This window comes from Pseudomonas mediterranea CFBP 5447, from assembly GCF_000774145.1.
In the GTDB taxonomy this organism is placed as follows: domain Bacteria; phylum Pseudomonadota; class Gammaproteobacteria; order Pseudomonadales; family Pseudomonadaceae; genus Aquipseudomonas; species Aquipseudomonas mediterranea.
This window is the reverse complement of sequence record NZ_KN322987.1, coordinates 1,112,507-1,136,895: the sequence shown is the minus strand read 5'-3', so window position 1 is coordinate 1,136,895 and position 24,389 is coordinate 1,112,507. Positions and strand designations below refer to the sequence as shown.

Below are 24,389 nucleotides of genomic sequence, written 5' to 3'. Positions count from 1 at the left end.
TCCTCTCAGGAAGGCAAGCGCGGGTTGGTCTGCAGAGGTACGTGCTCGGGTCAGCTTGTTTCATTGATGTCTCGCGGAAATTTCAGTCCATGGAAATCGATCCCTTGTTACGCATCCTGGCCAGCCAGGAAGGTTCCGATCTTTACTTGTCCACCGGGGCGCCGCCGTGTGCCAAATTCGAAGGCGTGCTCAAGCCCCTGGGCAACCAGGCGTTCAAGGTCGGTGACATTGCCGGGCTCGCCGAGTCTCTGATGGACGCCGAACAGCGCCTTGAGTTCGATCGGGAATTGGAAATGAACCTGGCCATATCCCTCTCGGGTGTCGGGCGATTCCGGGTCAATATCTTCAAGCAGCGCAATGACGTGTCCATGGTGATCCGCAACGTCAAGCTGGACATCCCGCGTTTCGAGGACCTGAAACTGCCCAAGGTGCTGCTCGACACCATCATGCAGAAACAGGGGCTGATGCTGTTCGTCGGCGCGACGGGGTCAGGCAAATCCACTTCCCTGGCGGCGCTGATCGACTATCGCAATCGCAACAGCAGCGGCCACATCATCACCATCGAAGACCCGGTGGAGTACATCCACCGGCACAAGAAGTCGATCATCAACCAGCGGGAGGTCGGTGTCGACACCCGCAGTTTCCATGCCGCCCTCAAGAACACCCTGCGCCAGGCGCCGGATGTGGTGCTGATCGGCGAAATTCGCGACCGGGAAACCATGGAGCACGCCCTGGCCTTTGCCGACACCGGGCACTTGGTGATTTCCACCTTGCACGCCCACAACGCCAACCAGGCCCTGGATCGGGTGATCAACTTCTTCCCCGAGGAACGCCGGCCGCAGCTGTTGAGCGACCTGGGCAACAACCTCCAGGCCTTCGTGTCCCAGCGCCTGGTGCGCACCCGCACCGGCCAGCGCCGGGCCGCGGTGGAAGTCATGCTCGGCTCGCCCACGGTGGCCGACCTGATCCGGCGCAACGAGCTGGGCGAGCTCAAGGGCATCATGGAAAAGTCGGAGGAACTGGGCATGCAGACCTTTGACCAAGCCCTGTTCAAGCTGGTGGTGGAGGGAGTGCTGGATGAGGAGGAGGCCCTGAAGAACGCCGATTCGGCGAACAACCTGCGGTTGCGGTTGAAACTGCATGCGGAGTCGGGCGCCGCGCCTGCGGCCGATCCGGCGGCGGGGGAGTGGGGGTTGATGGATTGATGGGGTTTGGGACATTCCCTGTGGCGAGGGGATTTATCCCCGCTGGGCTGCGCAGCAGCCCTAAATCCAGACACTTCGGTGTATCAGACAGACTTGTGTTTGAGGGTATTGGGGGGCTGCTTCGCAGCCCAACGGGGGTAAACCCCCTCGCCACAGAAAAGCAGTTTTGTGGGGTGCCTAGGTGGCCAGCTCCGGCCGATCCCGAAACTGCTCCAGCGCCTCCGGGTTGGCCAGGGCGTCGGTGTTTTTCACCGCTTCGCCATGCACCACATTGCGTACCGCCAGCTCTACCACCTTGCCACTGATCGTCCGCGGTATATCGCTGACCGCCAGGATCTTCGCCGGTACATGGCGCGGCGTGGTGTTGGCCCGGATGACCTGGCGGATCCGCTGCTCCAGGGCGTCATCCAGGACCACGCCCTCTCGCAGCCGCACGAACAACACCACCCGCACATCCCCCTGCCATTGCTGGCCGATGGCGACGCTGTCCAGCACCTGTTCGACCTTTTCCACCTGGCGATAGATCTCCGCCGTGCCGATGCGCACGCCACCGGGGTTGAGCACCGCGTCGGAGCGGCCGTGGATCAGGAAGCCGCCATGGGGCAGTTCCTCGGCGTAATCGCCTTGGGCCCATACGCCGGGGAACTGGCTGAAGTAGGATGCGCGGAGTTTTTCCTGCCGGGGATCGTTCCACAGGCCAATGGGCATCGCCGGGAAATGCCGGGTGCACACCAGTTCGCCTTTCTCGCCGATGACAGCCTGCCCGGCCTCGTTCCAGACCTGTACTGCCATGCCCAGGCTCTTGCCCTGCATCTCGCCGCGCCTTACCGCCGACAGCGGGTTGCCGTTGACGAAGCACGAGACGATGTCGGTGCCGCCGGACATCGAAGCCAGGCAGACGTCGGGCTTGAAGTCGCGATAGACGTAGTCGTAGCTGTGGGGCGCCAGCGCCGAGCCGGTGGAGAGCAGGGTCCTGAGGCTGCCCAGGTCGTGGGTCTGCCGCGGCTTCAGGCCTTGGCTCTCCAGGGCGGCCAGGAACTTGGGGCTGGTGCCGAACACGCTGATGCGCTGCTGGTCGATCAGGTCCAGCAAGCGCTCGGGACCGGGATGAAACGGCGAGCCGTCATAGAGCACTACCATACTGCCAACGGCAAGGGCGGACACCAGCCAGTTCCACATCATCCAGCCGCAGGTGGTGTAGTAGAACAACCGATCCTCGGGGCCGAGGTCGACGTGCAGGCCATGTTCCTTGACGTGTTGCAGCAGTACGCCACCGGTACCGTGGACGATGCACTTCGGTACGCCGGTGGTGCCGCTGGAGTACAGGATGTACAGCGGATGGTCGAACGGCACGGCAACGAATTGCGGCTCGCCGCCGGCTTGGTAGAACCCGTCCCACAGGGCGACGCTGGCCGCGGTCTTGAAGTCCTCGGCGCGTGCGTCCGGCTGGGCATAGGGCAGCACGATCAGCTGTTGCAGCGAGGGTAGCCGTTCGAGGATCTCGTTGATCTTGGGCCGTTGGTCGATGACCTTGCCGGCGTAGCGGTAACCGGCGCAGGTGATCAGCACCTTGGGCTCGATCTGGCCGAAACGGTCGATCACCCCTTGGGTGCCGAAGTCCGGCGACGAACAGGACCAGATCGCCCCCAGGCTGGTGGTGGCGAGCATGCCCACCAGGGTCTGCCAGGTGTTGGGCATGCAGGCGGCGACGCGGTCGCCTTGGGTGACGCCGGCCGCTTGCAGACTTTTTTGCAGGCCGGCGACGTGGGCAGCGAGTTCGGCCCAGGTCAGGTGTTCCTGGCCGCCGTTTTCGTCGACGGCCACCACCGCCGTCGCGGTGTCGCGACGGCGCAGCAAGTGTCCGGCAAAGTTCAGCGTCGCCCCCGGGAACCATCGGGCACTGGGCATTTGCGCGCCTTCCTGCAGTACCTCGGTGGGCGCCTGGTGAAAGCGGATCTCGAAGAAATCGACGATGGCCTGCCAGAAGGCTTCGCGCTGGTCGATGCTCCAGGCGTGCAGGGCGGGGTAATCATTGAGTTCCAGGTGATGCCGTTCGTTGACGAACCGGCGAAAGGCATTCATGCGCGACCGCGCGATGCGTTCAGGGCTGGGTTGCCAGAGGGTGTCGGACATGGCGTGCCTCTTGTTCTTGTTCAGGCTTATAAACATTGCAGCACAAGGTGCTCTATGTGGCGAGGGAGCTGTTGTGGCGAGGGAGCTTGCTCCCGCTGGACTGCGAAGCAGGCCCTGTTGCGGCTGCTACGCACCCGAGCGGGAGCAAGCTCCCTCGCCACAACAGCCCCCTCGCCACAGCAAACTCCCCCACATGGGGTGTGCTTCGCCCAGGTTACTGAGCCAACCACCCACCATCGATATTCCACGCCGCGCCACGCACCTGGCTGCCGGCTTCGCTGCACAGGAACAGCACCAGCTCCCCCAGTTGCGGCGGCGTGACGAAATCCAGCGACGGCTGTTTCTCGGCCAGCAGGTCATGCTGGGCCTGTTGCGGGTCGATGCCGCTGGCGATGCGATCGTCGATCTGTTTCTGCACCAGCGGGGTCAACACCCAGCCCGGGCAGATGGCGTTACAGGTGACGTTGCTGGTGGCGGTTTCCAGGCCGACCACTTTGGTCAGGCCGATCACCCCGTGCTTGGCCGCGACATAGGCGGCCTTGCCCACCGAGCCGACCTGGCCGTGTACCGAGGCAATGTTGACGATCCTTCCCCAGCCCTTGCTGCGCATCCCCGGCAGGCTCAGGCGGGTGGCGTGAAACACCGAGGACAGGTTGATAGCGATGATCGAGTCCCAGCGCTCTACCGGGAAATCCTCCACCGCGGCCACATGCTGGATGCCGGCGTTGTTCACCAGAATGTCGACACCGCCGAATTCCCGCTCGGCATAGGCGAGCATGTCGGCGATCTGCGCCGGGTCACTGACATCGGCCGGATGATGGCCCACCTTGCCGCCGAACTGCTGCACTTCGGCGATCACCGCCGACGCATCGCCAAAGCCATTGAGGATCAAGTCGGCGCCGGCCTTGGCCAGGCTCAGGGCGATGCCCAGGCCGATGCCGCTGGTAGAACCGGTAACCAGGGCCGTCTTGCCGCAAAGAGTTGTCGTCATAGGAACCTCATACAATGCCAGTGGCGTAGAACACACCGATCACCACGAAAACCGCGAGGGTCTTGATCAGCGTAATGCAGAAAATGTCTTTGTAGGCTTCACGGTGGGTCAGCCCGGTGACCGCCAGCAAGGTGATCACCGCGCCGTTGTGCGGCAGGGTGTCCATGCCGCCGCTGGCCATGGCCGCCACCCGGTGCAGCACTTCCAGAGGGATGTTGGCGGCGTGGGCGGCGCTGATGAAGGTTTCGGACATCGCCGCCAGGGCGATGCTCATGCCACCCGACGCGGAACCGGTGATGCCCGCCAGCAGCGTCACGGTCACGGCTTCGTTGACCAATGGGTTGGGAATGCTCTTGAGCCAGTCGGCCAGTACCAGGAAGCCCGGCAGCGAGGCGATGACCGCGCCGAAGCCGTATTCCGAGGCCGTATTCATCGCCGCGAGCAACGCACCGCCCACCGCACTTTTACTACCTTCGGCCAGCTTGCTGCGAATGGCCCGGAAGCCGAACAGCAGGACCATGATGATGCCCACCAGCAACGCAGCCTGTACCGCCCAGATCGCGGTGAGTTTGGCGACGTCGCTGGTCACCGGTGCCGCCATGCCCGGCAGCGCCAGGCTGTGGGTCTTGCCGTACCACTGGGGGATCCACTGGGTGAACAGCAGGTTCATGATGCCGACCGCCAGCAGCGGCGAAACGGCGATCCATGGGTTGGGCAGCTTGATGTCTTCGGCGGTTTCCGGCTCGTTGCGCAGTTCGGTGCCGTAGCCTTCGCCCACGCGCTGGGCCTTGTTGCGCTGACGTTGCAGGAACAGCATGCCGATGCTGAACACGAACAACGTGCCGATCACACCCAGCCACGGCGCGGCCCAGGCGGTGGTGTTGAAGAAGGTGCTGGGGATGATGTTCTGGATCTGCGGCGTGCCGGGCAGGGCGTCCATGGTGAAGGAGAACGCACCGAGGGCGATGGTGGCCGGGATCAGGCGCTTGGGGATATTGCTCTGGCGGAACATCTCGGCGGCGAACGGGTACACCGCGAACACCACGACGAACAACGACACGCCGCCATAGGTCAGCAGGGCGCAGACCAGCACGATCACCAGCATCGCCTGGCGCGTGCCCAGCAGGCGAATCGCCGCGGCCACGATGGAGCGGGAGAACCCCGACAACTCGATCAGCTTGCCGAACACCGCGCCGAGCAGGAACACCGGGAAATACAGTTTGATGAACCCGACCATTTTCTCCATGAACACCCCGGTGAAAGCCGGGGCGACGGCGGAGGGATCGGTGAGCAGGACGGCGCCGAGGGCGGCGATGGGGGCGAAGAGGATGACGCTGTAGCCACGGTAGGCGGCAACCATCAGCAGCGCGAGGGCTGCCAAGGCAATGATCACACTCATGGTGTGTCTCCTGGGATTGTTATTTTTGTGGTGAAGCGGTGGGAGGGCTTTAGCGAGTTTTGTGCCAGGTTGGTAACTTGTTGAAATATATGAGGTTTGTCGTTTGGCTTGAGGAGATATGGAGAGTGCTGTCTCTTTTTGGAGATTTTTTGATTCGGATGGCCTCATCGCGAGCAGGCTCGCTCCCACAGGGGAACGCAATCTCCTGTTGGAGCGAGCCTGCTCGCGATGAGCGCAAAGCGCTCCAAGATGTATGTCTACAAAAAGAGAATTAATTTCTCTCTATTGAGACTCGGCAATCCCCAACGCCACCATCTTCTTGTACAGCGTCGAGCGTCCCAGCCCCAGCCGCTCAGCCGCCTCGATCACCTTGCCGCCGCATTGCGCGAGGGTGGTTTCGATCAGTTGCCGGTCGAAACGCGCCCGGGCCTGGCTGAAGGTTTCCTGGGGCTGCAGTTCCAGGCTTGGGCTGGCCGTGCGGGTCACCGGGGTGAACGTGCCGATGGCCGCGCGGATGTCGGCGGCGGTGAGTTGCAGGTTATCGCTGAGCAGCGCGGCGCGCTCCAGCACGTTGCGCAACTCGCGGATGTTGCCCGGCCAGGCGTGCTGGCCCAGCAGGTCGAGGGCGTCGGGGTTGAGTTCGTGCTGGCTGCGCAGGTCTTCGAGGATCGCCTCGCTCAGGGCCGGCAGGTCATCCAGGCGCTCGCGCAGGGGCGGAACCTGGATCGGCAGTACATTGAGGCGGTAATACAGGTCGGCGCGGAACTCACCGCGTTTGATCGCCGCTTCCAGATCCATGGACGTGGCAGCGATCACACGAACATCGCTTTGCAGCACTTCGTTGGAACCCACCGGTTCATATTCCTTTTCCTGCAGTACCCGCAGCAGTTTGCTTTGCAGCGGCAGCGGCATGTCGCCGATCTCATCGAGGAACAACGTGCCGCCGTGGGCGATCTGCAGTTTGCCGGCGCGGCCCTTGCGGTCGGCCCCGGTGAACGCTCCAGGCGCGGTGCCGAAGAACTCGGCTTCGAGCAGCGATTCCGGAATCGCCGCGCTGTTGATGCTGACGAATGCCTTGTGCGCCCGTGGCGAGGCGCTGTGGATCGCCTGGGCCAGCAACTCCTTGCCGGTGCCGGTTTCACCGAGCAGCAACACCGGCGAATCGGTGCTGGCGCTACGGCGGGCGCGGCGTTTGACCTCCAGGCCGGCGCTGCTGGTGCCGATGAAATGGGCGAAGTTGTACTTGGTCTGCCGCGCCCGCAGCAGCGAACGGGTCGAGGCCAGTTCTTCCTGCATGCTCTGGTAGCGCTTGAGCATCGGCGACAGGCTATGCAGCTCACCGAACAAGGCAAAACCGATGGCGCCGATGACCGCGCCGGCGCTGTCATGGATCGGCAGGCGCATGACCACCAGCGGTTCCTTGGGCATCTCCTGCATGTCCAGCAGGATCGGCCGCCCGGTTCGTACCACTTCCCGCAGCAGGCTGCCGGGGATCACGCTCTCGCAGGCCCGGCCGATTGCCTCCTGGGCCGAGTTCAGGCCGAAGCGTCGGGCGTAGCGCTCGTTCATCCAGACGATGTTGGCGTCACGGTCGACGATTACCGTGCCTTCGCTGGACTGTTCGATGATCTCGAACAAGGAGCGAATCGCCAGGGTGCGTACACGCTGGTAGTCCTTGAGGTTTTCGGTCGGGCGCATCGGGCATTCCCAGAAAGGTGAGGGTGTGGCGTCCTCTGGTGAGTCTGTTGCCAGCGGCATTATGCCGTAGATCCACTCGATCAAGATGGCTGACACGTCGCGCCTCGGTCGAGCGTTCCTTGGGTCGTGGTTTCAACGAAGGTAAAATTGTACAGTTGTTTTTGTTTTGTACATTTTTTGGATGTCCACAATGAACCCATTCAACCCTCGCAAACTCATGCTTTCGAAATGGACAGCCTGTATGCCGGTCAATCGAGAGAAGCATTTCCTGGTGACCCGACTCCTCTGCGACGAGGTTGGGATACCTCTGCAAGTTGAATTGCAAGCGGTACACAGCGGGCGCACAGAGCTGTTGGACTGGCGCGAATTGCGAAATGACAAGCAGTGGCGCATAGGCTGGAGATGAAAGAGCGCGGGCGGCCGACGGCACGCCGTTAGTCACATAAAAGTTGTACAGATTTAAAAAGCTGTACAGTTATTTTTGCAATCATGGCTTAATGGCATCTCCCCAGCGAAAAAGGCGCCTGCGTCTGCAGGCGGCTCGATTCACGCATCCAACGTCCCGGAGTGGTGCCATGTTCATTCGTACGCGCAAGCATCAACAGGCCTTGCATGAAGTCCAGGCCAGGGAGGCTTATCTCGAGGCGCAGCACCATGCCCTGCATGCCGCCATGGCCGTGCTCGAGCTCGCGCCGACAGGTGAAGTGCTGGACGCCAGCCCTCTGTTTCTGCGGATGACTGGATATTCGCTCGACGAGATTCTGGGCAAGCACCACCAGACATTCTGCGCGCCGGCGTACGCCCGTAGTCCACAGTACACGACGTTGTGGCAGCGCTTGCGGCAGGGTGAAAGTGCCAGCGATCGTTTTTTTCTGTTGTCCCGCGACGGATGCGGGGCCTGGGTGGAAGCGGACCATGTTCCGGTGCGCCAGGCGGGCGCGGGCTTACGGCGCATCATCTGCATTGTTCGCGATGTGACCGATGACGTGCTTCGTTCACAGGCCGAGTCCAGCTTCACGCAGGCGATTGACCGTTCGATGGCGGTCATCGAATTCGACCTGAAAGGGCAGGTGGTAAATGCCAACGCGAATTTCCTGAAGGTGATGGGCTATGGCCTGGAAGAGGTGCGTGGCCAGCATCACCGTATCTTCTGCGCGCCCGGCGAAGCGCAGAGCGAAGCCTATCGCGGCTTCTGGGCCGCGCTGAACCGGGGCGAGTACATGGGAGGGCTTTTCCAGAGGGTCGACAAGCGTGGCGCGACCGTCTGGCTGCAGGCCACTTACAACCCGCTTTATGATGCCCAGGGCCATGTGTATGGGGTGGTCAAGTTCGCCACTGATTGCACCGCTGAGATCGAACAACGCCAGAGCGAATCGAAGGCGGCGCAGTTGGCCTTCGAGACGTCCCAGCAGACCGATGAGCATACCCGGCTTGGCTCCGCCGTCGTGCAGAAGACTGTGACCGTCGTGCAAAGCATCGCCGATGAACTCCAGGCCGTGGCGACGGGCATAGAGGCCCTGAGCGCACAGTCCGAGGAAATTGGCAGTATCGTCGATGCCATCCGGGGCATTGCCGAACAGACCAACCTGCTGGCCCTCAATGCCGCTATCGAAGCCGCTCGTGCGGGAGAGCAGGGGCGCGGCTTCGCGGTTGTGGCCGATGAGGTGCGCAACTTGGCCCGACGTACGAGCCAGGCCACCGTCGCGATCACCGAGGTGGTCGGCAAGAACCGCGACCTCGCCAGGCAAGCGGTCACCAGTATGCAGTCGAGCACCCTCAAGGCAGAGCAGGGTGTCACATTGGTGAATGAAGCAGGCGCGGTGATCCAGGATATCCACCGCGGCGCGCAACAGGTGGTGACGGTGATGGGCAATTTTGCCAACACCCTGGACCAGCGACGGGGCGCCTGAGTCGCTGGAGAAGGCTGGCCCGCGAGTTATGCGGGATGTGCCGCCGCCAGCAGCTCTCTGGTATAGGGATGGTGTGGCGACTCGAAAAGCTCATGGCTCGCGCCTTGCTCGACCACCTTTCCGTCCTTGATCACGATCATGTCGTGGGCAAGAGCGCGCACCACCGCCAGGTCATGGCTGATGAACAGGTAGGTCAGGCCGTGCTTCTCCTGGAGCTGACGGAGCAGGGCGACCACTTGTTTCTGCACGGTGCGATCCAGTGCCGAGGTAGGCTCGTCCAGCAGGATCAGGGCCGGCTTGAGCACCAGGGCCCGGGCGATGGCGATGCGCTGGCGTTGCCCGCCGGAAAATTCGTGGGGGTAGCGATGGCGGCTCTGCGGGTCGAGGCCGACTTCCTTGAGGGCCTGGATCACCCGGGCTTCGCACTCCTGGGCGCTGGACGGACTGTGGACTTCTAGGCCTTCGCTGATGATCTGCTGCACCGACATCCGTGGGCTGAGGCTGCCAAATGGGTCCTGGAACACCACCTGCATCTGCTTGCGCCACGGCCGTAGCTCTTTCTGCGACAGGGTGTCGAGGGCTTCACCCTGGAAGCGGATGCTGCCTTCGGATTCGATCAGCCGCAGGATCGCCTGGCCGAGTGTGGACTTGCCGGAGCCGGATTCGCCGACGATGCCCAGGGTCTTGCCGCGCTGGATGTTCAGGCTGATGCCGTCGACGGCGCGCAGGTATTCCTTGCGCCGGAACAACCCGCCGCCCAGGGCGAAGCTGACCCGCAGGTCCTGGACCTGCAGCACATCCTCGCGCGCGTCCCGGGGCAGGGCTTCACCCTCCGGTTCGGCGTGCAGCAGTTCACAGCTGTAGGGGTGCTTCGGCGCGCTGAAGAGGGTTTCGCACGGCGCCTGCTCGACGATTTCCCCGGCCTTCATCACGCACACCCGCTGGGCGATGCTGCGCACCAGGTTCAGGTCGTGGCTGATCAGCAGCAAAGACATGCCGAGCCGTTGCTGGAGTGACTTGAGCAACAGCAGGATCTTGCGCTGCACGGTCACGTCCAGTGCGGTGGTCGGTTCGTCGGCGATCAACAGCTCCGGCTCGCAGGCCAAGGCCATGGCAATCATTACCCGTTGCCGCTGGCCGCCGGAGAGCTGGTGCGGGTAGGCCTTGAGCCGTTCGACGGGCTTCTGGATGCCGACCAGGGCCAGCAGTTCCAGGATGCGTTGCCGCGCCGCTTTGCCGCCCAGGCCCTTGTGCAGCATCAGGGTTTCGCCGATCTGCTTTTCGACGCTGTGCAGCGGGTTGAGGGAGGTCATCGGCTCCTGGAAGATCATCGCGATGCGGTTGCCGCGCAGCGCCCGCAGGGTGCTGGCCTGGGCGCCGACCAGTTCCTGGCCGCGATAGCGAATGCTGCCGGTGGTATGGCTCTCGGCTGGCGGCAGCAGTTGCAGGATCGAATGAGCGGTCACCGATTTGCCGGAGCCCGATTCACCCACCAGGGCCAGGCACTCGCCGGGGCGGATGTCCAGACACAGGTTGCGCACGACGGCGTGGTCGCTGAAGGCCACGCTCAGGTCGCGGATTTCGATCAGGTTGTCACGCACGTCCGGATCAGGACCTGGGATCGAATGCATCACGCAAAGCCTCGCCAATGAACACCAACAGGGAAAGAATCAAGGCCAGGGTGAAGAATGCCGTCAGTCCCAGCCAGGGTGCTTGCAGGTTCTGTTTGCCTTGGGCAATCAGCTCGCCCAGGGACGCGCTGCCGGCCGGCATGCCGAAGCCGAGGAAGTCCAGGGCGGTGAGGGTGGAGATCGCCCCGGTGAGGATGAACGGCAGATAACTCAGGGTCGCGTTCATCGCGTTGGGCAGGATGTGCCGCACGATCACCTTGCGGTCGGTCAGGCCCAGGGCCCTGGCAGCCTTGACGTATTCGAGGTTGCGCCCGCGCAGGAACTCGGCGCGGACCACGTCCACCAGGGCCAGCCAGGAGAACAGCGCCATGATCCCCAGCAACCACCAGAAATTCGGCTCGACGAAACCGGACAGGATGATCAGCAGATAGAGCACCGGCAGCCCGGACCAGACCTCCAGCAAGCGTTGCCCCAACAAGTCCACCCAGCCGCCGTAATACCCTTGCAACGCCCCGGCGGCAATGCCGATCAGGGCGCTGATGGCCGTCAGCGCCAGGGCGAACAGGATCGACACCCGGGCGCCGAAGATCACCCGGGCCAGTACGTCCCGGGACTGGTCGTCGGTGCCCAGCCAGTTCACCGAGGTGGGCGGGCTTGGGGCCGGTTGATTGAGGTCGTAGTTGGGGGTGTCGTCGCTGAACGGGATCGGCGGGAACAGCAGCCAGCCGCCATCCTTGTGGATCAGGTTCTGCACGTAGCTGCTGCGGTAGTCGGCCTGGAACGGCAGCTGGCCGCCGAATTCCTGTTCGGTGTAGCGCTTGAACACGGGGAAATACAACGAGTCCTGATAGCTCACCACCAGCGGCTTGTCATTGGCGATCAGCTCGCCGCCCAGGGTCAGGATGAACAGGCCGATGAATAGCCACAGCGACCACCAGCCACGGCGGTTCTTCTTGAAGCGCTCGAAACGCCGTCGGCCCAGGGGCGAGAATCTGAACATCAGGCGTTCCTCGCGGCGAAGTCGATGCGTGGGTCCACCAGGGTGTAGCAGAGGTCGCCGATGAGTTTGATCAGCAGGCCGAACAGCGTGAAGATGAACAGCGAGCCGAACACCACCGGATAGTCCCGGGACACGGCTGCCTCATAGCTCATGCGGCCCAGGCCATCGAGGGAGAAGATCACCTCGATCAGCAACGACCCGGCGAAGAACACGCTGATGAACGCCTGGGGAATTCCCGACACCACCAACAGCATGGCGTTGCGGAACACATGCCCGTACAGCACCCGTCGTTCGCTCATGCCCTTGGCCCGTGCCGTGACCACGTATTGGCGAGTGATTTCATTGAGGAACGAGTTCTTGGTCAGGATGGTCAGGGTGGCGAAGCCGCCGATTACCAGTGAGGTGACCGGCAGCACCAGGTGCCAGAAGTAATCGGTGATCTTGCCCAGGGTCGACAGCGATTCGAAGTTGTCCGACACCAGCCCACGCACCGGAAACCAGTTCAGCGACGTCCCGCCCGCGAACATCACGATCAGGAACATTGCGAAGAGGAAGGCCGGCATGGCGTAGCCGATGATGATCGCCGTGCTGCTCCAGACATCGAAGGCCGACCCGTGATGCACCGCCTTGCGGATGCCCAGCGGAATCGACACCAGGTAGGTGATCAGCGTGGCCCACAGCCCCAGGGAAATGGTCACCGGCATCTTTTCCAGGATCAGGTCGGTGACCGTGGCGCCCCGGAAGAAACTCTTGCCGAAGTCCAGGCGGGCGTAGCTGCTGAGCATCAGCCACAGGCGTTCATGGACCGGTTTGTCGAAGCCGTATTGTTTTTCGATGTCCTTGATCAGTTGCGGATCCAGGCCACGGCTCGCCCGGGAGCTGCCGGTCATGGCATTGCCCGAGCTGCCGACGCTGGCGCCACCGATGCCTTGCAGGTGGGCGATGGCCTGTTCCACCGGGCCACCCGGGGCCGCCTGGACGATGACGAAATTGACCAGCAGGATGATCACCAGGGTCGGGATGATCAGCAGCAGGCGTCGCGCGATATAGGCCCACATCAGTGACGCCCTCCGGAGGTGCCACGCCTGATTCGCTCGGCGGTCATCTGCTCATTGGTCAAGGGCGTGGTGCTGACTTCCCACCAGCTCTCGATGGCTTCGTCATTGGCGGCCTGCACCTTGGGCATGCCGAAGCGGTTCCACCATACCGTCGAGCTGCCCGGTGGGTAGTAGTTGGGAATCCAGTAGTAATTCCATTGCAGCACCCGGTCCAGGGCGTGGGCATGACGGAGCATGTCGTCCTGGGTGGTGGCCTTGACCAGTCCGTCGATCAGCGCATCGACAGCAGGATTCTGCAATGCCATGTAATTGTTGGCGCCCGGGTCGTTGGCCGCCGCCGAGCCGAAGTAGTTGTAAAGCTCGGTGCCGGGCGAGGTGCTGACCGGGTAGCCGGTGACGATCATGTCGTAGTCGCGACTCATCAGGCGGTTGACGTACTGGGATGGGTCGATGCGCCGGATGCTCATGTCGATGCCGATCTGCGCCAGGGTGCGTTTGTAGGGCAGCAGCAGACGGTCCATGCCGTTCTGGCTGTTGAGAAAGGTGAAGCTCAGCGGTTCACCCTCGGCATTCACCAGGCGATCGCCATCGGGTTTCCAGCCGGCCTGTTCCAGCAGCGCCAGGGCCTGCAATTGCTTGTCGCGGATCACCCCGCTGCCGTCGGTCTTCGGGGCCTGGAACACCTGGGTGAAAACCTCGTCGGGGACTTTCCCGCGCAACGGTTCAAGGATCGCCAGTTCGCTCGCGTCGGGCAGCTCTCGGGCGGCCAGGTCGGTGTTGGAGAAGAAGCTCTGCTGACGCACATAGAGGTTGCGCATCATCTGCCGGTTGCTCCATTCGAAATCCCAGAGCATCGCCAGGGCCTGGCGTACCCGGCGATCCTGGAACTGCGGCTTTTGCAGGTTGAACACGAAGCCCTGGGCCGTTTGCGGGGCTTCGGTGGCCAGGTGGGCTTTCTGCAGGCGCCCGTCGCGCAGCGCCGGGCTGTCGTAGCCGATGGAAAAGCCTGTGGCGGAGAACTCGCGGTTGTAGTCGTAGGCACCGCCGCGCAGCACCTGGCGCGCCACGTCGGTGTCGCCGAAGTACTCGATGCTGAAATGATCGAAGTTGTAGAGCCCGCGGCTGACCGGCAGGTCCTTGCCCCACCAGTCGGCGTTGCGCTCGAAAGTGATGCTGCGCCCGGAGTCGACCTTGCCGACCCGGTACGGCCCGCTGCCCAACGGCGCTTCATAGCCACCTCCGCTGGCAAAGTCGCGGGTTTTCCACCAATGCTCGGGAAACACCGGCAGGGTGGCGACGTCCAGGGGCAGGGTGCGGTTTTCGTTGTTCTTGAAATCGAAGCGAACGGTGCGCTCGCCTTCGACTTCCACGCCTTTGACGGCCGCGAACTGGGTGCGATAGCGCAGGCTGCCCTGGGTCATCAGCAGCTCGAAGCTGTAACGCACGTCTTCGGCGGTGATGGGCTTGCCGTCGGCAAAGCGGGCCTTGGGGTTCAGGTAGAAGCGCAGGGACAGGCCGTCGTCCGCGCGTTCCATGCTTTGTGCGACCAGGCCGTAGACCGTGTAGGGCTCATCCAGCGAGCGTTGGGCCAGGGGTGAATACAGCATGCCGTCGATCTGGCTGACTCCGATGCCTTTGTCGATGTAGGGCAGCACGTGATCGAACTGGCCGATCTCGATGGCCGAGCGGCGCAGGGTGCCACCCTTGGGCGCCTGGGGATTGGCATAGGCGAAATGGCTGAAGCCTTCGGGGTATTTGGCCGGTTCGCCATAAACGGTCAGGGCATGTTGCGGTGCGGCAGACACACCGGCGGCGCCTGTCAGCAGGAGCGCGGCAGCCAGAAACAGAGAGGGAAACACCAGTCGCATTGTCAGCCTTAAAGCCGGGTGATCGATGACCACGATTTTTACGCGAGCGGCACGCTGATCGCCAGCCCTACGGTCAAGGAGTGGTGGCGAGGAGCTACGGTGGCGAGGGAGCAAGCTCCCTCGCCACCGTCACCCTCAGTCCTGGCGGCTGGTCACTTCCAGCAAGTGATAGCCGAACTGGGTCTTGACCGGGCCCTGCACCACGTTGATCGGCGCGCTGAACACCACGGTGTCGAATTCCTTGACCATCTGGCCCGGGCCGAACGAACCCAGGTCGCCGCCCTGACGGCTGGATGGGCAGGTGGAGTTGGCTTTCGCGACTTCGGCGAAATCGGCACCGGCTTCGATCTGGGCCTTGAGTTCGTTGCACTTGTCTTCGCTGGAAACCAGGATGTGGCGGGCAGTGGCTTTGGCCATGGGAAATTCCTTTCAACAGGTTTAAAGGGGGTGAGCCTACCGGAATCACTGGACGGTTGTTGTCAAAAATGCGTCAAAACCTTGAACCCGCCAATCACAGGCCCGCTTTGCGCAGGCGTTCGGCGTGCCGTATGTAGAGTTCCAGCGGGGTTGTCCTCTTCTGCGTGCACCCGGACGGATGATGGATGGCCTGCAGATGATCCATCGAATAGTCGGAACGGATGACCTTGCCCAGGTGCGAGCTGAAGCGACCCACCAGGCCGTCGTTCTGTCCGGCTTCGGTGATGAAGTATTCGGAAAAGGCCCGGCAGAACACCTGGAATGGATCCGTCGCCTTGGGCCCTCCGTCGGGTGTTTCTTGCAGCGTGCCGCTCCAGGAGTAGTAGCGCACGCCGTTGACCAGCTCCGGTCCCTTGCTTCCCCAGCTCCTGGGCAGGCCTTGCGGGTATTTGTCGTTGAATGCGCCAACCCCTTCAGTGGTCAGTGCCGCCAGTGCGGCGATGGCGTTGTGTGGGAGTTGTGCCTGGCCGCCGAGCAGCGAAATGAAGTCGACGAACAATGTGGCGACCCTGCTTGCGACGTGCTCCGGCAGGCGTCCGGGCGTGAGGGCCTTGCGCAGGAAGTCGGCCAGTTCCGAGCCGTGGTTGGGCCCGCTGACCGAGGTCACCGAGGCGACCTTTCCGGGCGCCAGCGCAGCGGCATAGCGGGACGCCAATGCGCCTTGGCCGTGCCCGATCAGGTTGACCCGGGTGGCTCCGGTTCCGCTCAGGACCCGATCGATCTGGAGCAGCAACTCTTCACCACGCGCCTCATTGGCGTAGGTGGCCGACAAGTAGGGGATGAATACCCGCGCACCGGCGCTGCGCAGTGCCTGCTTGATGCCCAGGAAAAGTTCGGAGCCCGCGACCCTGTCAAACCCGAACAAACCATGTACCAACAGGATAGGAAATTGAGTGGTTGCATTCCGTTGCATGTTCGTACCTTTTTCGAAGAGGTTCATGTTGAATTTGCGACACCACTGTAATGCAGCGTCCTGTGCCGGGGTGTAGGAAGAAACCGCTGTGGCCGACCGAAAACGGACTAAAGAAGGCGGGAAGAATCAGAAAAGTGGCCGAATGATGGGTTTGGTTTCGGGATGCGTCTGATAGACCCGGTTGCATGCAGCTACAGTCTCAAGTGCAAGGGACCACCCGCGCTGTCGTCTTGTCTGACTGCGGGTTTGCGAGGAGCAGGTTTTAATGACTCTGTCGGACGCCGTTACAGGAAAGGGCGTCTTCATCCAAGGACTGGAACCCATACATGACCACTGACCCATTTGGCCGGCGAGCCCGGCTCAGCGCCCGGACGAAACTCCGGGCCCCCCTCCTGGCGGCGGCAAAGGACGGGGTGATCAACCCGGCCTGGAGCAAGGTTGCCATCACCCTCAAACCCTATCCGATGATGACGTGCGGCGATGAAGTGCTGCTGTTCTGGCATGGGCTCAATTCGGACGGCGAGCCGTACCGACATGAAATACGCAGGTCCATCACGGAGCGCCAAGTCGAGCGGGACGTCATCTTCGTCGTGCGCGAGCCCCACATCGCCGAGCTGGATGGCGGCTCGCTGGAGATCTTTTATCAGGTCACCGGTAAACGGCTTCCGGCCCCGATGCACTCGGAGCCCCTGCAATTGGTGATCGGTGATGCAGCGCCGCACCTGCTGCCGGCCATTGCCGTTGATGCGGTGGGCGGCAGCCTTGATCCGAAGCGTGTCCCCGAGGGCACCTGCGTGAGCATCCGGCCTTATTCAAGAATGGCTGTCGGGGACCGGCTGATCCTGATCGGCAGCAGGGATTCCAAGGCGCTCTGGCGCGATGTGCTGGACATCGAGGCCCATGCCGTCGGCCGCGAGGTCTCGTTCTGGATAGATCACGCGCAGATCGCCCCGCACCTGGGGCACCGACTGGACCTGGCTTACGTGGTCAGGCGCGGGCATTCCGTACGCCGCGCCGAAACCTTGTCGCTGCACATTGGCGCCCTGGTGCGCCCGCCGCTGAAGGCGCCCCGGATCCCGGGCGTGAAGGAGGGTGAGCTGGATGTCGACGAGCAGGAGAAAGGGGTGACCATCATCATCGACAATGCCGGGTTCGAGGTTGGCGAGTTGGTCTGGCTACAATGCGATGGCAGCTACGCCTATGTCAGCGAGCGCGATATCGTCCCGGCCAACGCCGGCCAGCCGATGACCTTCGTGGTCCCGGCGGACTATTGGCAGAGCCAACGGGGCAGATCGGTGCGGGTTCGCTATCAGGTCGAGCGCCTGGACGATGTGAGCCAGCATTTCGCCGGGCTCGATGTTCATGTGCGCCCCACGAATGCCCTCCCGAAGGAGGGCGTGCACGACATTCAGATGGCCGATAGCAACTGACGGTGGGCCTGGCGCAGCAGTCGCTCGGTGGATTCCCAGCCAAGGCAGCCGTCGGTCACCGATACGCCGTAGCGCATTGACGGGCTGATGGGCTGGCAGCCTTCGAACAGGTGGCTCTCGATCATCATGCCGATCAACGCGCGGTTCCCTTGCAGCCGCTGCGCCAGCACGTCGTTGAACACCTCCGGCTGACGCGAAGGATCCTTGCCGCTGTTGGCGTGACTGCAATCCACCATGATCCGGGCCGGTATCTTCAGGCGGTTCAGGTCATTGTGTATCTGCGCGACGCTCTGGCGGTCGTAGTTCGGGCCGCGGTGTCCACCCCGCAGTACCAGATGGGTGTCGGGGTTGCCCTGGGTCTGGATGATTGCCGGATGCCCCTGGCTGTCGACGCCGAAATGCCGGTGGGGATGGGCGGCGGAGCGCATGGCGTCGCAGGCGATCCCGACGCCGCCGTCGGTGCCGTTCTTGAAGCCGACCGGCATCCCCAGGCCGCTGGCCATTTCCCGGTGGATCTGCGATTCGGTGGTACGCGCGCCGATGGCGACCCAACTGAGCAGGTCGTCGAAGTAGTTGGCGGCCATGGGTTGCAACAGTTCGGTGGCGACGGGCAGGCCGAGCTGCAGCATTTCACGCATCAGTTCTCGGGACAGCGTCAGGCCGCCCGCCATGTCATCGCTGCCATCCAGGTCGGGATCGTAGGCCAGGCCTTTCCAGCCCACGGTCGTGCGGGGCTTTTCCACGTAGGCGCGCATCACCAGCAGCATGCTGTCACTCACTTCGTGGGCCAGGCGAGCGAGGTTGGCGGCATATTCGAGGGCGGATTTCGGATCGTGGAGGGAGCAGGGGCCGACGATGACCAGCAGGCGGGCGTCCTCACCGTCGAGGATTGCACGGACAGTCTGGCGATGGGTGTCGACCTGTTGGCTCAATGCGTGGCTGAGGGGCAATTGGTGCTTGAGCTGCAACGAGCTGGGCAGACGCAGGCTCAGGGCTTCATTGGCAGGGGTGAGCGTGGACAGCGGCAAAGCGGAGACGGACGAATTCATGATCTGGCTTCCTGGGCGAGCAGCGGGTTCGTTCCCGCGCCGGCCCTAGTGAGGTGTTCGACAGTTGGCCGTACTGGCCTCAAGTGTTTGCATGCCACCGATAGGTGACCGATCGGAGGCGGCAGGCTGTCCCGAGCGGAGGCTGGTAAATCGCCAGGCGCAAAAGTCGTAACGGTAATAGGTGGCGTAGTTCATGGCTTGATCCTCAAAGTTGTCGGTGTTGCAAAAAACAGGGCTGAAAAAACAAAACCCCCGGTCGGGAGGCCGACCGGGGGTTTATGAACTCTGGAAGGCGACCCGTTTAAAGTGGGCGCCGGTTGGGTATCAGGCGCGCCAGTGGCTAAACCAATACCCAAAATAAAAGTTGACCGGAGCAGCAACGCTGTTCGCCCGGACAGCCGCAACCGAGCGCGGGGCGCTGGCGGATTGAAGCGGTGAGAGGGCGTTGAACATGGTGTGTCTCCGATGAATGGTCCCGAGCTTACCGAGGCTGGGGCGCCGATTCAATAAGAAGTTTCTATCGCCGGGATGCAATTGTTCGCGGCATTGAGTCTGGCTGGCATTATGACAAACTCAGGTCTGATGCTGAATCAACGTGGCGAGGGGATTTATCCCCGTTGGGCTGCGTAGCAGCCCCATAAAGAAGCGGTATTAGATCTGACTGATACTCCGTGGTTGGCGGGTTTTCAGGGGCTGCGTAGCAGCCCGGCGGGGATAAATCCCCTCGCCACAAGAGCCCGCGGTTTTGTTGGAGCCTGCGATCCTTGGATCTTTGACGAGGTACCCATGAGTTTCCAGTGGCGTGCGGCCACCACCACAGACATCGATTTCGCCCGACAACTGACCTGCGCCAACATGCTGCCGTACTACCTGCGCCATGATTTGCTCTGGCAGGACGAGGCATTCGACCTGGCGTGGATCATTCGCCAGAACTGGATTATCTGCCGCGAGGAGCAGGTGCTGGGGTTTGTCAGTCTGAGCCGCGATGCCCGGGCCTTGTATATCCGGGAACTGCAGATCGACCAGGCGTTCCGGGGTCAGGGCGCCGGGACCTGGGCGATTGGACAGGCATGGGACATGGTCGCGCTGGAGCGACGCCCGGCGTTGCGCCTGACGGTGTTCAAGGACAATCCGGCCAGGAAGCTCTACGAACGCATGGGGCTATACGTCGCGGGTGAGGATGAGTGTTTCCTGAGAATGCAGCGAGACGCCGGTACTTGAGGCCTCGGATCGCTTGTCCCGGGAAGATTTGCTGTAACTTTTTAATGCCCCTTGGCGCTAGGTCTGCCGGAAGCTTTTTGCTAAGGTGTGAGGCAGTCCATACAAGACCAAATGGTGAGGTGTCTGCTTGATTAGGGTGTTAGTGGTCGATGACCATGATCTCGTTCGTACGGGCATTACACGAATGCTGGCTGACATCGACGGTCTGCAGGTGGTTGGTCAGGCCGAATCCGGGGAAGAGTCCCTGATCAAGGCGCGTGAATTGAAACCCGACGTGGTCCTCATGGACGTGAAGATGCCTGGCATCGGCGGTCTTGAGGCCACGCGCAAGCTGCTGCGCAGTCACCCGGACATCAAGGTGGTCGCGGTCACCGTCTGTGAGGAAGATCCGTTCCCGACCCGGTTGTTGCAAGCGGGCGCGGCAGGTTACCTCACCAAGGGCGCCGGCTTGAACGAGATGGTCCAGGCCATCCGCCTGGTGTTCGCCGGGCAGCGCTATATCAGTCCGCAGATCGCCCAGCAGTTGGCGATCAAGTCGTTCCAGCCGACCAATGAATCGCCCTTCGATGCGTTGTCGGAGCGGGAAATCCAGATCGCCTTGATGATAGTCGGTTGCCAGAAAGTGCAGATCATCTCCGATAAGCTGTGCCTGTCGCCGAAAACCGTCAATACCTACCGTTACCGTATCTTCGAGAAGCTTTCGATCAGCAGTGATGTCGAATTGACGCTGCTGGCAGTGCGTCACGGCATGGTCGATGCCAGCGCCTGATAATGACCGAACTGTTTGATCCCAGTGCTTTCCTGTCCACATGCAGTGGCCGTCCCGGCGTGTACCGCATGTTCGACGGCGAGGCGCGCCTGCTGTACGTGGGCAAGGCCAAGAATCTCAAGAAGCGCCTGGCCAGTTACTTTCGCAAGACCGGCCTGGCCCCCAAGACCGCCGCGCTGGTGGGGCGCATCGCGCAGATCGAAACCACCATCACCGCCAACGAAACCGAAGCGCTGCTGCTTGAACAGACGCTGATCAAGGAGTGGCGGCCGCCGTACAACATCCTGTTGCGCGACGACAAATCCTACCCCTACGTGTTCCTGTCCGATGGGGCGTTCCCGCGCCTGAGCATCCACCGTGGCGCAAAAAAGGCCAAGGGCCGCTATTTCGGTCCTTACCCCAGCGCCGGTGCGATTCGTGAAAGCCTGAGCCTGCTGCAGAAGACTTTCTTCGTGCGCCAGTGTGAGGACAGCTATTACAAGAACCGCACCCGGCCCTGCCTGCAATACCAGATCAAACGCTGCAAGGCGCCTTGCGTGGGGTTCGTCGAGCCCGAAGTCTATGCCGAGGACGTGCGCCACTCGGTGATGTTCCTGGAAGGTCGCAGCAATGCGCTGACCGATGAATTGTCGACCGCGATGGAAGAGGCAGCGATCAACCTCGAATTTGAAAAAGCCGCCGAGTTGCGCGACCAGATCGGTTTGCTGCGCCGCGTGCAGGACCAGCAGAGCATGGAGGGCGGCAGCGGCGACGTCGATGTGATCGCGTCGTTCATCAACCCGGGCGGTGCGTGCGTGCATCTGATCAGCGTGCGGGGCGGCCGCGTGCTCGGCAGCAAGAACTTCTTCCCCCAGGTGGGTATCGAGGAAGACGTGGCCGAGGTCATGTCGGCGTTTCTCGGCCAGTACTACGTCAGCAGTCCGGAACGCGACCTGCCGAGCGAATTGATCGTCAACGTGGTCCACGAGGACTTTCCGACCCTGATTGAAGCCATCCATACGCTTCGCGGTCGCGAGCTGACCATCAGCCACCGCGTGCGCGGCACCCGGGCGCGCTGGCAACAACTGGCGGTCACCAATGCCGAGCAGGCCCTGGGTGCGCGCTTGGCTAACCGCCAGCATGTCGCGGCGCGGTTCGATGCCTTGGCCGACGTCCTCAACCTGGACGAGCCACCGCAGCGGCTGGAGTGCTACGACATCAGCCATTCCAGCGGCGAGGCTACCGTGGCGTCCTGCGTGGTGTTCGGCCCGGAAGGCCCGATCAAGTCCGATTACCGCCGCTATAACATCGAAGGCGTAACCGCCGGCGATGACTATGCGGCGATGCACCAGGCACTGATGCGCCGCTTCGGCAAGTTGAAGGACGGGGAGGGCAAGCTCCCGGACATCCTGCTGGTGGACGGCGGTAAAGGCCAACTGTCCATGGCTCGCGATGTACTCAATGAGCTGATGGTTCCCGACCTGATCCTGCTTGGCGTGGCCAAGGGCGCCACGCGCAAGGCCGGTTTCGAGACCCTGTACCTGAACGATGCGGCTCATGAATTCACCCTGAAAGGGGATTCCCCGGCGTTGCACCTGATCCAGCAGATCCGTGACGAAGCCCACCGGTTCGCCATCACCGGCCACCGCGCCCGTCGTGGCAAGACTCGCCGCACCTCCACCCTGGAAGGCGTGGCAGGGGTCGGCCCGACACGGCGACGGGACCTGTTGAAACATTTCGGTGGATTGCAGGAGCTGTCTCGTGCCAGCATCGAGGAGATCGCCAAAGCTCCTGGTATCAGTAAAAAGCTCGCAGAGTCGATTTATGCAAACCTGCATAGCGAGTAGAATGCCCGTCAACCTCGCAGCCAGTTGTGCCGATGAATATCCCAAATCTGCTTACCGTTCTACGCGTCCTGCTCATTCCGATCTTCATACTGCTGTTCTATTTGCCGTACCACTGGAGCTACGTGGCTTCCGCTTCGGTCTTTGCCATCGCCGCCGCAACGGACTGGCTGGACGGTTACCTGGCCCGCCGTCTGGAGCAGAGCACACCATTCGGCGCGTTCCTCGATCCGGTGGCAGACAAGCTGATGGTCGCAGTGGCCCTGGTGCTGCTGGTGCAGGAACACGGCAACCTCTGGCTGACCTTGCCGGCAGCAGTGATCATCGGCCGTGAGATCGTCGTCTCGGCACTCCGTGAGTGGATGGCCGAGCTGGGTGCCCGCGCCCAGGTCGCCGTGTCGAACCTCGGCAAATGGAAAACCGCCGCGCAGATGCTCGCCCTGGTCATCCTCCTGGCCAACCCCTCGGACTTCAGCTTCTGGGTGCTGCTGGGCTATGCATTGCTGCTGATTTCCGCCGGCCTGACGCTGTGGTCGATGGTCCAGTACCTGCGCGCCGCCTGGCCGCATCTGCGGACGGATGTGGAGCAGAAATAAAACTTTTTTGAATCAAAGGGTTGACGGCGTAATTTGAATCTATAGAATGCGCCACACCAAGACGCGGGAATAGCTCAGTTGGTAGAGCACGACCTTGCCAAGGTCGGGGTCGCGAGTTCGAGTCTCGTTTCCCGCTCCAATTATTTTTCTATAGACTTCCATTGAAGTATGTAGAAACCAAAAAAGAGGCTTAGGCCTCTTTTTTTGTTCCAGTAAGTTCCCCTCGGAAACACTACCATCTACGTTTTTCTAGTACATTAATCCGGCATTTGGTAGATCACTTTCTCGTTGAGTCATGGGCGCTAAAGATTGCTGCCCCAAGGGTGATCAACACGGGTGACGAGCCACGGGCAATCGGATAGGTCTGCCCCGGGTCGCCGACCCGATAACTTCGCACCAGTATCGTGGAGTGCGTGCCCCTACAGCGCAGGACGTTGCAACTTGACCCACTCCTGTACCGAGGGTCGTTGCCACTGGCGCTGAGCGTATGCCACCAGCGCCGCGGGCACGGAGTCGCCGTTGAGTATCAGTCGGTTGAGCATCAACGCCAGGTCGACATCGGCAATCGACCACTGGCCGAACAGGTACTCCGGGCTGTCGGCCAGCAGCGTTTGTGCGGCACTCACCAGCTTGCGCGCTGCCAATTCGGCCGTTGGCGATAACGGCGTCGACTTGACCCCATAGAACACCACCAATGTGGTGCGCTCCTGCCGAATCGGCAGCAAGTCACTGCGCAACCATGCCTGGACCTGGCGCGCCTTCGCCCGTTGGAAACGATCCTGCGGATAAACCGGCGTCGACGGGAAGGCCTCTTCCAGGTACTCGGCGATCGCCGAGGATTCAGACAGGGCGAAGTCGCCATGCACGAGCGTGGGCACCCGCTGGGTCAGAGAAAGACTGGCGTAGTTCTGCGTCAGGTTTTCGGACGCATCGAGGTCTATCGGGCTCATTTCAAATTCGATGCCCTTTTCACGAAGTGCCACGAACACCGACATGGCATAGGGGCTGCTGAACTGGGCGTCGACGTACAGGTGCAGGCGGGAATGGGTCACGAGGGCATCTCCATATGTATGAAGGGCAGACGCTACGGGTTCCAGTGCGATAAATACAATGCAGGTTTTTCATGGGCGTATTCCTCGCCGGAATAGCGCTCAGGTTGCATCGCTCTTACGCTTGCAAAAACTGCGTCTACACTCGGTCTTGCTGGCCCGGAAGGAT

20 protein-coding genes, 1 tRNA gene and 2 pseudogenes are annotated in these 24,389 nt (G+C 62.2%); 10 read left to right on the top strand and 13 right to left on the bottom strand.

The genetic code is table 11. From position 1 onward, the window contains the following. Nucleotides 1-89: 89 nt before the first annotated feature. A complete protein-coding gene (locus N005_RS24865) occupies nt 90-1,205 on the top strand; it encodes a PilT/PilU family type 4a pilus ATPase (RefSeq protein WP_047703610.1) in 1,116 nt (371 codons plus the stop codon). Nucleotides 1,206-1,382: 177 nt separating this feature from the next. Here N005_RS24865 and N005_RS24860 read toward each other — a convergent pair whose 3' ends face one another. The 4 genes from N005_RS24860 to N005_RS24845 all read right to left on the bottom strand — a co-directional run bounded on the left by N005_RS24860 (nt 1,383) and on the right by N005_RS24845 (nt 7,426). After that, nucleotides 1,383-3,338 carry an acetoacetate--CoA ligase gene (locus tag N005_RS24860; protein ID WP_047703609.1) on the bottom strand — a complete coding sequence of 652 codons (1,956 nt, stop codon included), beginning with the start codon at nt 3,336-3,338 and terminating at the stop codon, nt 1,383-1,385. A gap of 214 nt (nt 3,339-3,552) precedes the next feature. Then, complete coding sequence (locus N005_RS24855; RefSeq protein WP_047703608.1) at nt 3,553-4,329, bottom strand: 3-hydroxybutyrate dehydrogenase; 777 nt, start codon at nt 4,327-4,329, stop codon at nt 3,553-3,555. Nucleotides 4,330-4,336: 7 nt separating this feature from the next. Continuing rightward, nucleotides 4,337-5,728, bottom strand: coding sequence for a GntP family permease (locus tag N005_RS24850; RefSeq protein ID WP_047703607.1), 1,392 nt, complete (start codon nt 5,726-5,728; stop codon nt 4,337-4,339). 282 nt (nt 5,729-6,010) lie between these two features. Continuing rightward, a complete protein-coding gene (locus N005_RS24845; protein WP_047703606.1) occupies nt 6,011-7,426 on the bottom strand; it encodes a sigma-54 interaction domain-containing protein in 1,416 nt (471 codons plus the stop codon). Nucleotides 7,427-7,616: 190 nt separating this feature from the next. Here N005_RS24845 and N005_RS24840 point away from each other — a divergent pair, with 190 nt between their 5' ends. From N005_RS24840 to N005_RS30065, 3 genes and pseudogenes are all read left to right on the top strand, one after another. Continuing rightward, on the top strand, nt 7,617-7,832 hold the full coding sequence (locus tag N005_RS24840) for a TIGR02450 family Trp-rich protein (protein ID WP_047703605.1): 216 nt from the start codon (nt 7,617-7,619) through the stop codon (nt 7,830-7,832). 91 nt (nt 7,833-7,923) lie between these two features. Further along, nucleotides 7,924-8,781, top strand: a pseudogene (locus N005_RS30070) (PAS domain-containing protein); the annotation flags it as partial. A 90-nt stretch (nt 8,782-8,871) separates the two neighbouring features. Continuing rightward, nucleotides 8,872-9,336, top strand: a complete 465-nt coding sequence (locus tag N005_RS30065; RefSeq protein ID WP_425337475.1) for a methyl-accepting chemotaxis protein — start codon at nt 8,872-8,874, stop codon at nt 9,334-9,336. Between the two features lie 26 nt (nt 9,337-9,362). Here N005_RS30065 and N005_RS24830 read toward each other — a convergent pair whose 3' ends face one another. The 6 genes from N005_RS24830 to N005_RS24805 all read right to left on the bottom strand — a co-directional run bounded on the left by N005_RS24830 (nt 9,363) and on the right by N005_RS24805 (nt 16,283). Continuing rightward, nucleotides 9,363-10,937, bottom strand: a complete 1,575-nt coding sequence (locus N005_RS24830) for an ABC transporter ATP-binding protein (RefSeq protein WP_047704152.1) — start codon at nt 10,935-10,937, stop codon at nt 9,363-9,365. 7 nt (nt 10,938-10,944) lie between these two features. After that, nucleotides 10,945-11,967, bottom strand: coding sequence for an ABC transporter permease (locus N005_RS24825; protein ID WP_041022586.1), 1,023 nt, complete (start codon nt 11,965-11,967; stop codon nt 10,945-10,947). Further along, nucleotides 11,967-13,025 (bottom strand): microcin C ABC transporter permease YejB, encoded by a 1,059-nt coding sequence (locus tag N005_RS24820; RefSeq protein ID WP_047703603.1) that lies wholly within the window; start codon nt 13,023-13,025, stop codon nt 11,967-11,969. The genes N005_RS24825 and N005_RS24820 overlap by 1 nt, the downstream gene beginning before the upstream one ends. Next, nucleotides 13,025-14,893: an extracellular solute-binding protein gene (locus tag N005_RS24815; protein WP_047703602.1), complete on the bottom strand. Its 1,869-nt coding sequence runs from the start codon at nt 14,891-14,893 to the stop codon at nt 13,025-13,027. The genes N005_RS24820 and N005_RS24815 overlap by 1 nt, the downstream gene beginning before the upstream one ends. A 135-nt stretch (nt 14,894-15,028) precedes the next feature. Next, complete coding sequence (locus N005_RS24810; protein ID WP_041478733.1) at nt 15,029-15,310, bottom strand: peptidylprolyl isomerase; 282 nt, start codon at nt 15,308-15,310, stop codon at nt 15,029-15,031. Between the two features lie 94 nt (nt 15,311-15,404). Further along, nucleotides 15,405-16,283 carry an esterase/lipase family protein gene (locus N005_RS24805; protein WP_047704151.1) on the bottom strand — a complete coding sequence of 293 codons (879 nt, stop codon included), beginning with the start codon at nt 16,281-16,283 and terminating at the stop codon, nt 15,405-15,407. A gap of 326 nt (nt 16,284-16,609) precedes the next feature. Here N005_RS24805 and N005_RS24800 point away from each other — a divergent pair, with 326 nt between their 5' ends. Continuing rightward, nucleotides 16,610-17,713: a hypothetical protein gene (locus N005_RS24800; protein ID WP_231983243.1), complete on the top strand. Its 1,104-nt coding sequence runs from the start codon at nt 16,610-16,612 to the stop codon at nt 17,711-17,713. Here N005_RS24800 and N005_RS24795 read toward each other — a convergent pair. Further along, nucleotides 17,692-18,762 (bottom strand): 3-deoxy-7-phosphoheptulonate synthase, encoded by a 1,071-nt coding sequence (locus N005_RS24795; RefSeq protein WP_047703601.1) that lies wholly within the window; start codon nt 18,760-18,762, stop codon nt 17,692-17,694. The two genes, N005_RS24800 and N005_RS24795, sit on opposite strands and share 22 nt — an antisense overlap. A 786-nt stretch (nt 18,763-19,548) precedes the next feature. Between N005_RS24795 and N005_RS24790 the strand changes: the two genes are divergently transcribed. From N005_RS24790 to N005_RS24770, 5 genes are all read left to right on the top strand, one after another. Continuing rightward, nucleotides 19,549-19,983 carry a GNAT family N-acetyltransferase gene (locus N005_RS24790; RefSeq protein WP_047703600.1) on the top strand — a complete coding sequence of 145 codons (435 nt, stop codon included), beginning with the start codon at nt 19,549-19,551 and terminating at the stop codon, nt 19,981-19,983. 127 nt (nt 19,984-20,110) lie between these two features. Beyond that, a complete protein-coding gene (gene gacA / locus N005_RS24785) occupies nt 20,111-20,752 on the top strand; it encodes a response regulator transcription factor GacA (RefSeq protein ID WP_024781217.1) in 642 nt (213 codons plus the stop codon). A gap of 2 nt (nt 20,753-20,754) precedes the next feature. Continuing rightward, entirely contained in the window at nt 20,755-22,578 is a 1,824-nt protein-coding gene (gene uvrC, locus N005_RS24780) for an excinuclease ABC subunit UvrC (protein WP_047703599.1), read from the top strand. Between the two features lie 32 nt (nt 22,579-22,610). Continuing rightward, nucleotides 22,611-23,171 (top strand): CDP-diacylglycerol--glycerol-3-phosphate 3-phosphatidyltransferase, encoded by a 561-nt coding sequence (gene pgsA, locus N005_RS24775; RefSeq protein WP_047703598.1) that lies wholly within the window; start codon nt 22,611-22,613, stop codon nt 23,169-23,171. A gap of 63 nt (nt 23,172-23,234) precedes the next feature. Continuing rightward, nucleotides 23,235-23,310: transfer RNA gene (locus N005_RS24770), tRNA-Gly, on the top strand. Between the two features lie 162 nt (nt 23,311-23,472). Here N005_RS24770 and N005_RS29750 read toward each other — a convergent pair. Both N005_RS29750 and yfcF read right to left on the bottom strand, forming a co-directional pair. Then, nucleotides 23,473-23,583, bottom strand: a pseudogene (locus N005_RS29750) (EamA family transporter); the annotation flags it as partial. A 7-nt stretch (nt 23,584-23,590) separates the two neighbouring features. Further along, nucleotides 23,591-24,223 carry a glutathione transferase gene (gene yfcF / locus N005_RS24765; protein ID WP_047703597.1) on the bottom strand — a complete coding sequence of 211 codons (633 nt, stop codon included), beginning with the start codon at nt 24,221-24,223 and terminating at the stop codon, nt 23,591-23,593. Between the last annotated feature and the right edge of the window lie 166 nt (nt 24,224-24,389).

Excerpts from the sequence above, each read along its gene's own strand:
- N005_RS24795 (WP_047703601.1), bottom strand. The coding sequence starts at position 18,762 with ATGAATTCGTCCGTCTCCGCTTTGCCGCTGTCCACGCTCACCCCTGCC.
- N005_RS24860 (WP_047703609.1), bottom strand. The coding sequence starts at position 3,338 with ATGTCCGACACCCTCTGGCAACCCAGCCCTGAACGCATCGCGCGGTCG.
- N005_RS24815 (WP_047703602.1), bottom strand. The coding sequence starts at position 14,893 with ATGCGACTGGTGTTTCCCTCTCTGTTTCTGGCTGCCGCGCTCCTGCTG.
- N005_RS24855 (WP_047703608.1), bottom strand. The coding sequence starts at position 4,329 with ATGACGACAACTCTTTGCGGCAAGACGGCCCTGGTTACCGGTTCTACC.
- uvrC (WP_047703599.1), top strand. The coding sequence starts at position 20,755 with ATGACCGAACTGTTTGATCCCAGTGCTTTCCTGTCCACATGCAGTGGC.
- N005_RS24810 (WP_041478733.1), bottom strand. The coding sequence starts at position 15,310 with ATGGCCAAAGCCACTGCCCGCCACATCCTGGTTTCCAGCGAAGACAAG.
- N005_RS24865 (WP_047703610.1), top strand. The coding sequence starts at position 90 with ATGGAAATCGATCCCTTGTTACGCATCCTGGCCAGCCAGGAAGGTTCC.
- N005_RS24825 (WP_041022586.1), bottom strand. The coding sequence starts at position 11,967 with ATGTTCAGATTCTCGCCCCTGGGCCGACGGCGTTTCGAGCGCTTCAAG.
- pgsA (WP_047703598.1), top strand. The coding sequence starts at position 22,611 with ATGAATATCCCAAATCTGCTTACCGTTCTACGCGTCCTGCTCATTCCG.
- N005_RS24805 (WP_047704151.1), bottom strand. The coding sequence starts at position 16,283 with ATGCAACGGAATGCAACCACTCAATTTCCTATCCTGTTGGTACATGGT.
- N005_RS24820 (WP_047703603.1), bottom strand. The coding sequence starts at position 13,025 with ATGTGGGCCTATATCGCGCGACGCCTGCTGCTGATCATCCCGACCCTG.
- N005_RS24790 (WP_047703600.1), top strand. The coding sequence starts at position 19,549 with ATGAGTTTCCAGTGGCGTGCGGCCACCACCACAGACATCGATTTCGCC.
- N005_RS24850 (WP_047703607.1), bottom strand. The coding sequence starts at position 5,728 with ATGAGTGTGATCATTGCCTTGGCAGCCCTCGCGCTGCTGATGGTTGCC.
- N005_RS24845 (WP_047703606.1), bottom strand. The coding sequence starts at position 7,426 with ATGCGCCCGACCGAAAACCTCAAGGACTACCAGCGTGTACGCACCCTG.
- N005_RS24840 (WP_047703605.1), top strand. The coding sequence starts at position 7,617 with ATGAACCCATTCAACCCTCGCAAACTCATGCTTTCGAAATGGACAGCC.
- N005_RS24800 (WP_231983243.1), top strand. The coding sequence starts at position 16,610 with ATGACCACTGACCCATTTGGCCGGCGAGCCCGGCTCAGCGCCCGGACG.